This is a genomic window from Rhodococcoides fascians A25f, from assembly GCF_000760935.2.
Classification (GTDB): domain Bacteria; phylum Actinomycetota; class Actinomycetes; order Mycobacteriales; family Mycobacteriaceae; genus Rhodococcoides.
The window spans coordinates 803,526-815,339 of sequence record NZ_CP049744.1; the positions used below are offsets into that span (position 1 = coordinate 803,526).

9 protein-coding genes are annotated in these 11,814 nt (G+C 65.1%); 7 read left to right on the forward strand and 2 right to left on the reverse strand.

The window, feature by feature from the left end:
* Positions 1–7: 7 nt before the first annotated feature.
* A complete protein-coding gene (locus BH93_RS03745) occupies positions 8–1,525 on the reverse strand; it encodes a DHA2 family efflux MFS transporter permease subunit (RefSeq protein WP_037175872.1) in 1,518 nt (505 codons plus the stop codon).
* 105 nt (positions 1,526–1,630) lie between these two features.
* Between BH93_RS03745 and BH93_RS03750 the strand changes: the two genes are divergently transcribed.
* Entirely contained in the window at positions 1,631–2,302 is a 672-nt protein-coding gene (locus BH93_RS03750) for a TetR/AcrR family transcriptional regulator (RefSeq protein ID WP_037175873.1), read from the forward strand.
* A gap of 120 nt (positions 2,303–2,422) precedes the next feature.
* Positions 2,423–3,724 (forward strand): lipase family protein, encoded by a 1,302-nt coding sequence (locus BH93_RS03755; RefSeq protein WP_037175875.1) that lies wholly within the window; start codon positions 2,423–2,425, stop codon positions 3,722–3,724.
* A 25-nt stretch (positions 3,725–3,749) separates the two neighbouring features.
* Here the strand turns inward: BH93_RS03755 and BH93_RS03760 are convergent, their stop codons facing one another.
* Entirely contained in the window at positions 3,750–4,079 is a 330-nt protein-coding gene (locus BH93_RS03760; RefSeq protein ID WP_032379969.1) for a YnfA family protein, read from the reverse strand.
* A 105-nt stretch (positions 4,080–4,184) separates the two neighbouring features.
* Between BH93_RS03760 and phoU the strand changes: the two genes are divergently transcribed.
* From phoU to BH93_RS03785, 5 genes are all read left to right on the forward strand, one after another.
* On the forward strand, positions 4,185–4,838 hold the full coding sequence (gene phoU, locus BH93_RS03765; protein WP_037175876.1) for a phosphate signaling complex protein PhoU: 654 nt from the start codon (positions 4,185–4,187) through the stop codon (positions 4,836–4,838).
* A 37-nt stretch (positions 4,839–4,875) separates the two neighbouring features.
* Positions 4,876–5,679: a transglutaminase-like domain-containing protein gene (locus BH93_RS03770; protein ID WP_052058346.1), complete on the forward strand. Its 804-nt coding sequence runs from the start codon at positions 4,876–4,878 to the stop codon at positions 5,677–5,679.
* Between the two features lie 252 nt (positions 5,680–5,931).
* Entirely contained in the window at positions 5,932–8,655 is a 2,724-nt protein-coding gene (locus BH93_RS03775) for a helix-turn-helix transcriptional regulator (RefSeq protein WP_037175879.1), read from the forward strand.
* 106 nt (positions 8,656–8,761) lie between these two features.
* The gene (locus tag BH93_RS03780) at positions 8,762–9,337 is read left to right on the forward strand and encodes an HhH-GPD-type base excision DNA repair protein (RefSeq protein ID WP_037175881.1); all 576 of its coding nucleotides are present in this window, start codon (positions 8,762–8,764) and stop codon (positions 9,335–9,337) included.
* 52 nt (positions 9,338–9,389) lie between these two features.
* A complete protein-coding gene (locus BH93_RS03785; protein WP_037175883.1) occupies positions 9,390–11,783 on the forward strand; it encodes a helicase-associated domain-containing protein in 2,394 nt (797 codons plus the stop codon).
* The last annotated feature ends 31 nt before the right edge of the window (positions 11,784–11,814 follow it).

The window sequence follows — 11,814 nt, forward strand, 5'->3', positions numbered from 1 at the left end:
AGCGCACTCAGTGCCCGACGACAACCGCACCTTCGGGAGCCGAGGGCAACGGTCCCTTCTTCAGGAGCGTGGCCGACAGCACTGCACCGAGCAGGAAGATTCCCGACGCCCACCAGAACGTGGTGGTGTAGCTGGCGATCTCGGCATTGGCCTGCAGCAGAGCCGCATCGGTTGCCGTTGCCATGTTGGTGCTGACGTAACTGGTGGCCGCGTTGGCGGCGACGGTGCTGAGCAGCGCCGTGCCGATCGAGCCGCCCACCTGCTGCATCGTGTTCACCGTGGCCGACGCGACGCCGGAGTCGTCCGGGTCGACGCCCGAGATCGCGCCCTGCATGGCCGGTGCCATGGTGGCTCCGAGTCCGAGGCCCATGATGACCAGGCCGGGCAGGATGTGTGTGACGTAGCTGCTGTCGATGTCGATCTGCGTCAGCAGTCCCATTCCGACGGAAGCCACGATCAGGCCGGTCGTCATCAGGATGCGGGGTCCGAAGCGTGGGAGGATCAGTGCCGTGGACAGTGTCGCCGTGAGAATCAGCGACGCGATCATCGGCATGAATGCGAACCCGGTGGTGATGGGTGTGTACTTCAGGGTGTTCTGTAGGTAGTACGTCAGGAACAGGAACACCGCGAACATGCCTGCGCCGGTGACGAATACAGCGAGGAACGATCCCGCACGAGTACGGTTCAGCACGATCCGCAACGGCAGCAACGGGTGCTCGACGCGCATCTGGATGGTCACGAACACCGCGAGCAGGACGACACCTGCGGCGAGGAATCCGAGGGTGACCGAGTTGCCCCAGCCGTCGGACTCGGCGTGGGCGAAGCCGTAGACGATCGAGAACAGCGCGGCCGAGACGGCGATCGTGCCGGGGATGTCGAGCTTAGGTCGGACGTCGACCTTGTGCTTGGCCAGGAACAGGAAGCCGCCGACGAATGCGAGCGCGGCGAAGATCAGGTTGACGTACAGGCTCCAGCGCCAGTTGGCCCATTCGGTGAGCATGCCGCCGAGCAGCAGGCCGAGTGCGCCGCCGCCGCCGGCGATGGCACCGAAGATGCCGAATGCCTTGGCGCGTTCCTTGGTATCGGTGAAGGTGGTGGCCAACAGAGACAGAGCCGCGGGCGCGAGGAGAGCGCCGAAGACGCCCTGACCGGCGCGGGCGGCGACGAGCATGCCGAAGTTGACGGCCGCGCCGCCCACCGCCGACATCAGCGCGAAGCCGACGAGTCCGATGAGGAAGGTGTTGCGTCGTCCGAACAGGTCGCTGAGGCGGCCGCCGAGCAGCAGCAGGCTGCCGAACGCGAGTGCATACGCGGTGACGACCCAGGAGCGGTCGGCGTTGTCGAAGCCCAGGTCGAGCTGGGCGGCGGGGAGTGCGATGTTCACGATGGTCGCGTCGAGCACGACCATGAGCTGGGCCAGTCCGAGCGTCGCGAGAATCAGCCAACGATTCCGATGCGCGCGCTCGTCGACCGGCGAAGTGGTCGACGTGGCGTCGCCCACGTTCTCCGATGAAATGGTGGTCATAGTGTCCTCGGTTCGACTATGCGGAGGTGTACCCTCCGGTTGTAGAGCAAAGGTAGCAGCTAAGTGGAGGAATGTCCTCCGCTTATCGGGTGAAACGGACATCGAATGAGTGTGAGAGCGGACACAGCGGCATCGAAGCCCCTAAGGGCAGATGCCGAACGCAATCGACGTCGCATCGTGGATGCGGCCCGTGAGCTGTTCGCCTCACATGGCATCGACATCACGCTCGACGACGTCGCGGCGCATGCCAAGGTGGGCGTCGGAACCGTCTATCGACGCTTCTCGTGCAAGGAAGAACTGATCGACGGTGTATTCGAGCAGCGACTCGAGGACATGCTCGCAACCGCAAAGCGGGCGCTCGAGGCGAAGGATCCATGGGAAGGGCTGGTGCAGTTCCTGGCCCAGGTCTGTGAGGGAATGTCGGCGGATCGTGGTCTCGGCGACGTCGTCCTGGGCTCGGACGAGGGCTGCCGCGGTATCGCACAGGTTCGCTCGCGCATCGATCCGTTCTTCGAGAAGATCGTCGATCGCGCGCTGGCATCCGGGCAGCTGCGACCGGACGTCGCGGTCAACGACTTCTATCCATTGCTCGGCATGATCGGCGCGAGCGTCGAATTCTCCAGCGCTGTCGACGCCGCCAACTGGCGTCGCTACTTCACCGTGTTGCTCGACGGTCTGCGGGGTGACGGTGTCCCGCGATCGACGCTGCCGGGGCGCCCGTTCACCAGCGAAGAAGTCGACGCGGCCAAAGCCGCGATGCACCGGCGTCGACGCTGATCGTGAGGAATCCAAACTAGCCCTATGCGTTGTGTGACGCATCACGTAAGGTGCGTCACGATAAGTGCTACGCGGGGTAGTGCTCACTTGGTGACAAGTGGTCGACGTTGGGGGTTGTACGTGCGTTCCAAGCGTGTGTTCGGTTCGGCTGTGGCGGTAGCAGCTGTGTTCATCGGGGTGACAGCGCTCGCTCCGGCAGTATCGGCGGCACCCTCGACGGGTTCGACCGTCGAATCCGATTTCTACGTTCCGCCCAGTCCGCTTCCTGCCGGTTCGCCGGGTGACGTCATCCGTTCGGAGCCTTCGCATCTCGCTCTGTCGGTCCCCGGGATTAGCGGCCCGCTGCCCGGTGCCGCGACTCGAATCATGTACCGCAGCACCGACTCCAACGACGCGGCCAATGCCGTCACCGGCACCTACATCGATCCTGCCGCGGAATGGACCGGCCCGGGTCCGCGTCCGCTGGTGGTGCTCGCCCCGGGAACTCAGGGTCAGGGCGATCAGTGCGCGCCGTCGAAGATGCTCAACAACGTCATCACCTACACCCCGCCGCTCGGCTTCATGGTCGAGTACGAGGTCCTCGCTGCGTATTCGCTGCTGTCCCAGGGCTATGGCGTCGTCATCACCGACTACGAGGGCCTCGGCACGCCCGGTGCGCACACGTACGTCAACCGCGCCTCGGAGGCGCACGCCGTGCTGGACGCGGCCCGCGCGGCCCAGAAATTGCAGGGCACCAAGATTTCCGGAGACGGTCCGGTGGCCGCGTACGGCTACTCGCAGGGTGGTGGCGCTGCCGCTGCTGCAGCAGAACTCGCCGGTGAGTACGCACCGGAGATGAACCTCGTCGGCACCTACGCAGGCGCACCGCCGGCAGATCTGAAGGCAACTCTCGAGCAGGTGGACGGCACCATCCTCACCGGCGTCATCGGCTACACCCTCAACGGTCTCCTCAATTCCGACCCCGGTCTGCGGCCGATCGTCGACGAGAACATCAACGACGCAGGCAAGGCCATGCTGAATTTGGTGGCCAATCAGTGTGTGGGAGAAACGATTCTGAACGTCGGGCTGCACCGCACCAACGAGTACACCAAGACCGGCGAGCCGCTGTCGGTGGTGCTGGACAGGTTGCCCGTCGCTCAGGAGATCCTGGCCAAGAACAAGATCGGTGAGCGTACTCCGAATGCACCGGTGCTGATCCAGTCCGGTACGTCCGACGACATCGTGCCCCACGGACAGGCAGTCGGTCTGGCCGGTGACTGGTGCGGCAAGGGTGCCACCGTGCAGCTGAGCTCCGCGCAGGTTCCGGCGATTGTGCCGGGATCCGGTGCAGGACACCTCATTCCAGATATCTTGGGTCTCGGCGAGGCGCAGAATTGGATCAAGGATCGGTTCTACGGAGTGCCTGCGCCGTCGAACTGCTGATCTGCTGAAGTACGGCCCGCGCGAGTCAGCGCGGGCCGTACATGATCACCGCGACGCCGATCAAGGCGATCGACGCGCCGGTGATGTCCCAGCGGTCGGGCCGAAAGCCGTCGACCACCATGGCCCAGAGCAGCGACCCAGCCACGAACACGCCGCCGTACGCGGCGAGGATGCGGCCGAAGTTGGCGTCGGGTTGCAGCGTGGCGACAAAGCCGTAGGCACCGAGGGCGATCACCCCGGCTCCGGCCCACAGCCATCCCCGATGCTCGCGAATTCCCTGCCACACCAGCCATGCCCCGCCGATCTCGAACAGGGCGGCCACCGCGAACAACATGACCGACTTCACAATGTTCATGCGACAAAGGCTCCCACGGCACCAACCCGGTGTAGAAGGATGCGTTTGGGGGTACAGGCCTACAGGCCCCGCGTCGAGGGCTGATTCGGTAGGGGTGAGTAGTACATGAGGGACAGCTACACGGAGGCGCTCGACACTTTGGCGTCGGACCTGTCCGAAATGTCGAGAATCGCCGAGAAGGCAATGGAAGACGCCACCCGGGCATTGCTGACGGCAGACATCGTCCTCGCCGAACAGACCATCGAATACCGCGAGGAGATCGACACTCTCGCGGTCGAATGGGAGCACGGAGCGTTCGGCTTTCTTGCCTTGCAGGCACCCGTTGCTCACGATCTACGCCGAGTCGTCTCCGGCATCAACATCGTCGCCGATCTACAGCGAATGGGCGGCCTTGCCGTGCATATCGCCGAACTGGCTCGTCGCCGCCATCCCGCGCACGTACTGCCGCCCGAGGTCGAGGGCGTGTTCGAGCAGATGGGTCGAGTTGCCGTCGCGCAGGCCGAGGTGACGCAACGCGTGCTGGAAACCAGAGACGCCGAACTCGCCGCGAGTCTGCGCATTCAGGACGAGGAAATGGACGCACTGCATCGCAGCCTGTTCATGTTGACCTCCGCACCCGATTGGCCGCACGGCGTGCCTGCCGCAGTGGACATCACGTTGCTCGGCCGGTTCTACGAGCGCTATTCCGATCACACGGTCGAGGTCGCCAAGAGAGTCATATTCCTGGTGACGGGCGAACGTCTCACCGACGATTCATGATCTGCGCGAACGGCTCGGAGATGGCAGGATCGGCACGATGAAACGTGACGTCTCCGCGTACCTCGATGTCGACGTGACCGAGGCCAGCACCCTCGAGTTCCAGATCGCGATCGCACCGCATCCAGGAACCGAAGTGTGGGAAGCTCTGTCGTTCACACTCGACGGTCAGCCGGTCGAAGCGCAGGAGATCAGCGGCGCGCACGGCACCCGGATCCACAAGCTGTACGCCGGAGTCGGCAAGCTCGAGGCGTCGTACTCGGCAACCATCTATGGCAACACCGAGCCGGCCCCGGTCTCCGATTACGATCTCTCGCTGTACCTACGGCCCAGCCGCTACTCCGAAGCAGACAAGTTCTTCGGCTTCGCAGCAACCGAATTCGGTTCCTACCCGCCGTCGGAGAAGTTGCTCGCCGAGGTCTCGTCCTGGGTCGGGGCGCGGCTCAGCTACGTCCCGGGCAGCAGCGACCCCATCGACGGCGCTGTGGACACTCTCCTCGCCGGTGCCGGAGTGTGCCGCGATTACACCCACCTCGTGGTGGCCTTGTTGCGTGCGGTCAACGTCCCCGCTCGGCTGGTAGCGGTCTACGCACCGGGCTGCGATCCGATGGACTTCCACGCGGTCGCCGAAGCCTTCGTCGAAGGCCAATGGCGTGTGGTGGACGCGACCTGTCTCGCGCCGCGATCGACCTTGGTCCGCATCGCCACCGGACGGGACGCAGCCGATACCGCTTTCCTGGACAACCACGGCGGATCGATCATCCTCAACAGCGCCGTCGTCGGAGCCGTCGTCGACGGGCCCTTGCCCTTCGACGACATCACTCAACTGGTGTCGATTACCTGACCGGCCCCTTGTGAAGGTGATCGCGTCGGCTGTTCCCTAGGGCTGTCTCGGACCACGGTTCGACCGAAGATAGGGAACTCGTCCGATGTGTGGACGGCGCGGCGGAGCCAGAGTGGGTTCCATGCACCCCACCTACGATGTTCTGGCCGATCATGAACGCCGTGTCGCCGATTCGCTGCGAGCGTACGACCGCCGAGTGCGCAGGCGCGCACAGAACGACCGCCGACCACGAGCGCGGCGTAGTTTGTTGGCGTGGCTCGCACTCTGATCGGACGGGACGCCGAACTCGCGGCGCTCGAACAGGTCGTCGCCGACGCTGCCCGAGGCGTACCTGCCGCGGCCGTCGTGTCCGGTGACGCCGGTGTCGGCAAAACGCGGCTGCTGGCAGAACTGCGACGCAATGCGGAAGCGCGCGGAACTCGGGTACTGGTCGGGCGGTGCTTGGACCTCGGTGAGGTAGGTATTCCGTATCTCGCGTTCACCGAATTGTTCGGTCCGCTCCCGCACACCACACGGACCGAACTGTTCGATGCTGCCCTCGTCGCACTGACTGCAGCTGGGGCCGACCGCCCGGCGCTCCTCATCGTCGAGGATGCGCACTGGGCGGACACCTCCACCCGTGAGCTCATGACATTTCTGCTGTCGAGACTCGCGAAAACGCATGTGTCCTTGATGATCTCGTATCGTAGCGACGATCTGCATCGCAAACACCCACTCCGGCAGTCGCTCTCCGAGTGGACACGTCTGAGCTACGTCCGTCGAGTCGACTTGACGCCTCTCGACGTCGAATCGTCGTATCGCCTTCTCGATTCGCTTCCTGCAGCGACGGATGTGGCATCCCGGGACGTCATCGTGGAGCGCTCGGGAGGCAACCCATTTTTCATCGAAGAACTCGTGTCTGCCGGCCAGCGTTCCGGATCGTCGATTCCGCCGGGCCTTGCCGAGCTACTGCTGGTCCGGCTCGACGCCTTGTCGCCCGAGGCGAAGTCGGTAGCCGAAACGATGGCGGTGGGTGGCCCCCGCGTCGCGCACGAGGTTCTGGCAGAGGTGACCGGTCTGGACGACGACCGGCTCGAAAACGTGATCCGCGAGATCGTCGACGCCCGGCTCGTGGAGACCACCGAGTTCTACTACGTCTTTCGGCACGCGCTCCTGGCCGATGCCATCTACGACGACGTCCTGCCCGGTCGTCGTGCGAGGTTGCACGCTTCTTTCGTCGACACGCTCACCGAACACCGGCATCGTGGTGCCGCCGCAGACCTGGCTCGACACGCAGAATTGGCCCACGATCTGCCGAAGGCGTTCAGAGCCCACGTCGATGCGGGCCGCGAGGCGATGACGCTGGCTGCTCCTGCTGAGGCCATGGCCCACCTCGCCGCCGCACTGGAACTGCGACAGGCGCAATGGGAGCCGACGGAAACGGCACTGGTGTTGGAATACGCGTCGGCGTCGACGGCAGCAGGGCAAGACCCGCGGGCGCTCTCCGTCGTCCGTGCCGAATTGGAACGGGGTGGGGATGCGTTGACGATCCCCGAGCGCCTCGACTTGCTGCAAGCCGAGGCGACATCGGCCCTGGCGATCGAGCGAGAGGATTCGGCCCTGGCGGCCGTCGAGCACGCTTTGATCATTTCGGCCGCTGAGGAATTCGCCTCATGGAGAGTGCACTTGACCGGTCTCGGTGCGCGGATAACCGAGGCCCTGGGCCGGGAGGATCAGTCGCTCGCCTGGGCCGAGGAGTCTGTACGTATCGCAGAATCGCTCGGCGACCCGGGGCTGTCGGCAGATGCACGAATCACCCTGGCACGCTTACACAGACGCCACAATGACCCCGCGGCGTCGCGCACGCTCCTCATTCGTACCGCCGCACTCGCACGAGGATGCGGTGACATCGGGAATCTGTTGCGCAGCAAGTTCAATCTCGGAATGGTCGAATTCGACGACGGTGACTTCGTATCGGCTCAGGAGTCGTTCGAGGAGGCAGTCGAGATCGCCCGATCCGCCGGCCGCCAATGGACGCCCTACGGCGTCGGAGCGCGTGTCCAGTTGGCGAACGTGCGGTACTACTCGGGTGATTGGACTCTGGCCCTTGCCGACTTGGCTCGGATCGAATCGGCCGCACCACCTTTGGGTTCGGCCGAGCAGCTGTGTGCAGGGTTTCAGGTTCGCGCCGCAATCGGGGACGAGGAACTCGCGGCCGACATCGAACGCGTTCGACCCTTCGAGTCTCAGGACGGCATGATCACGATTCTGACGAGCACAGCTGTTGCCTATACAGCGTTGTGCGACGGGCGGTTCGGCGACGTGATCACCTGCCTCGAAGCCGCTGTGGCGACCGTGGGCGCGCAATGGCACAACCCGTGGTTCGGGGGACGCATCAGATTGTCGGTACTGGCGATGGAAGCGGCGCGTCGCGGGTCGACCGTCATCGGTGCTCAGGCGGCACTGGACATCGGATCACGCCTGCACTCCGACATCGAGCGCACAGCGAGTTCCAGCCCGTCCTACGGTTGGGAGTCGACCGCATGGATACGGCGGGGCGAGGCCGAGTTGGGCCACCTGCGTCTCAACTGCGGATACGGGGATGCTGCCTCTGTGGTGGCGGCGTGGCGTGCGGCCGTGGACGCGTTCGCAATTCAGCCGTTCGAGCGTGCCCGAGCTCTGCAGTCGCTCTCCGAAGCCCTCGAGGTGGCGGGGGACCGGTCGGCGGCCGCGCACACGGCCGATGAGGCCATCGCAATCTACGATCGGCTCGGGGCCACCGTGAGACTCGGCGATGCGCGTCGACCCCTGGGCGCGGACCTGTTGACTCGTCGCGAGTGGGACGTTCTGGAACTCCTCGGGGAGGGATGCACTAACAAGCAGATCGCCGAGCGCCTCGTGATCAGCGTCAAGACCGTCAGCGTGCACGTGTCGAATGTATTGACCAAACTCGGAGCCCAGAACCGCACGGAAGCAGCGCGCTTCGCGAAACGGTGAACGAGACCTTCTGGAGCTTGTTCGGACAATGGTGAGCGCATGGAACCGAATCGGATCTGTTGCGCCCCGGCTACGGATCGACAGCCACCGTGGCAGGATCGGAGCCATGTCTCGCACACTGCACCTCGTCGGCGATCCGGAGGCCGATGCACTGCTCGCCGAGGATCCGTTCGCGCTGCTGATCGGCATGTTGCTCGATCAGCAGGTACCGATGGAATCTGCGTTCGCCGGCCCGAAGAAGCTCGTCGACCGTCTCGGTGATCTGAAAGTCGATACCGTCGCCGACGCCGATCCGGACGAATTCGCCGCATTGTGCGCGCAGACCCCGGCCGTGCATCGGTTCCCCGGCTCGATGGCCAAGCGCATCCAGGGGCTGGCTGCGTTTCTGGTCGAGAACTACGACGGCAAACCGCAGGAGATCTGGACCCGCGAGAACCCCGACGGTGCCGAGGTGCTGAAGCGTCTCAAAGCGCTCCCCGGATACGGCGATCAGAAGGCGCGCATCTTCCTCGCGCTGCTCGGCAAGCAGATGGGCGTCACGCCCGACGGGTGGCGCAAGGCCGCCGGAGCGTACGGCGACGAGGATGCGCGTCGATCCATCGCCGACGTCGTGGACGAGAAATCCCTGCTCGAGGTGCGCGAGTTCAAGAAGGCAGCGAAAGCGGCAGCCAAGAAGAAGTAAGTCTGTCGGTGCCCGGCGGTAGCTTCGGCAGAACTTTCACCGGGGGGAAGAAATGACCGAGAGTATCGGGACGTACGAGGGGTGGCTGGCTTCGCTCGGCGAGGACGAGCTGACCGGTCTGCTGCGCCGTCGACCGGATGTGGTCACCGACCCGCCACCGCGCTCGTTCGGATTGCTCGCACAGTTGCTCGGCTCACCGTGGCGGGTGGCGGCCCTGCCGAGAAAGCTCGACCGGGGTGCGCTGGATCTGCTCGAATTGTTCGCCCTCATGGTCGATCTCAGCCGCGCCGAGGTCGGTCACTGGGTCTGCGAGGGAACGGCGAACCACACGCCGGACATCGAGGCCGCACTGGCCGAGCTGATGTCCTACGGTCTGATCCGGCCGCACACATCAGAAGGCTCGGATACGGTCGAATTCTGTCCCGTCGATCTGTCCGGGGTGTTCTCGCATCCGTTCGGACTGGCTCTGCGGCAGCGAAAGCTGTTCCTGCGCTGCGCCGTCGAACAGGATCGGTTGGCCGTGCTGACCCGTGTAGGTGTCGATCCTTCGCTCGACCGGGCTGCACGCGCGGACGCCGTCGCAGGCGCAATGACCCCCGAACGAATCCGCGCCCTGTACGACGACGGCCCGGTCGAGATGCGAGAGATGTTGTCTCGCTTCGTCGATGGCAATCCGGTGTCGCTGATCTTCGATGTGCCGCCGACCGCAGGTGCCGCCGCTTTCGAGCGGGGATTGCTGTATCGACTGGACGGGCATCGCGTCGAGATGCCGCTCGAGGTGAGCATCGCGCTGCGAGGGCAGGGGTGGCGCTTGCCCATCGAACTCGCTCCGCCGAGCTTTGCCGCGCGCACGCTCTCGCAGGACGACGTACGGCGCACGCGTTCCATTGCCCTGCTGCAGTTCTGCGAACACACGCAGGCGCTGCTGACGGCCGTCGACACCGACGGCCTGACGATGATGAAGACCGGTGGTGTCAGCGCCAAAGAGCTCCGTTCGCTGACGACGCGCCTGGGATTTGCCGACGAGCACGACACCGCGCTGATGCTGATGCTGGCGTGCGAGGCCGGATTGATCGCCGAGCGGGGGAAGACCGGCGTCGCATTGACTTCGGCGTACGAAACCTGGTCTACCAGTGCGCGACCCGAGCAGGCGGCCACGTTGCTGGCCGCCTGGTGGTGTTCGCCGTTCACGCCGACGCATCGGGTGCCTCGAGCCTCGCAGAAGACCGTGCCGGTGCTCAAGAAGATGCTCGACGATCCTGCGGCGGCAGACCTGCGCGCGACGGCACTGACTGCTCTTCTGCGACACGATGGTCCTGACGCCCGGACGACTGTGCTGTCCGGTCCGGACGACTTCGCCTGCTACCTCGACTGGCACATCCCTGTCGTCTCGACGAGCGCGGGTTCAGGCCATGTGAGTGCGCTCTGGACCGAGGCCACTCGACTCGGAGTGATGGCCGGCGGTGCACCGACCGATCTGTGCAGCATCCTCACCAAGTTCCCCGCCGGCCGGGACGGCGATCGTCGTCAGATCGCTGCGGCTCTGAACGAGCAGCTACAGGACATGGCCGACCGGGTGCCGTTCTCGGTGCGGTTGCTTCCCGATTCGACGGCAGTGGTCACCGGGCCGCCGAGCACCGAGGTGGCGTCGATACTCGGCGCGGCCGCACAGCCGGAATCGAGGGAAGTAGCGTCGGTCTGGCGGTTCACTCCGGCAACCATCCGCAGCTTCTTCGACACCGGCGGCACCGGCGACGAGCTGATCGAGGCCTTGACCGGGATGGCCGAGGGTGACGTCCCCCAAGCGCTGGCGTACACGATCAAGGATTGTTGGCGCACCTACGGCGCGCTCGCCGTGCGCAGGATTCCCTGCGCCATCGTCTCCGAGGACGTCGTACTGCTCACCACCATCGAGGAAGACGAGGCGCTGGCGGTGCTCGAGTTCCATCGGCTCGCGCCCACGGTCCTGATCAGTTCGGCAACACCGATCGACACGATCGCCGTCCTTCGTAGGCACGGATACTCCCCGGTGCGGCACTCCGATACCGGGCAGCTCGAACTCGAGAGCGCACCTCGGGTGCGCGCGGTGACCCACCGGACGACACATCAGGCCGCCCACTCTGCACCGCCTCGACACGATCCACGGGAGCTGGCACGGCTGTTGCGCACCGGCGACGCGGGGCGCGTCGACCAGGCCCGAGTGCGAGCGTCGCTGCAACATCACAGCCGATTGCTGCCGAGGGAGCTCGATGTGTTGACCGACGCCGCAGCTCGGGGCACGCCTGTCTCCATCGACTACCAGAACTCCAAGGGTGCCATCGTGCGGCACGCGATCTCGGATGCCCTGCAGGACGGCAACTGGCTCTTCGCGCTCTCGGATTCCACCGGTACCAGGGAGAGCTTCGCGATCATGAACATCAGAGCGGTCTCCACCGGCCCACGGTGACGCGCGATGCAAGTGTGTCCGTGGTCGCCGG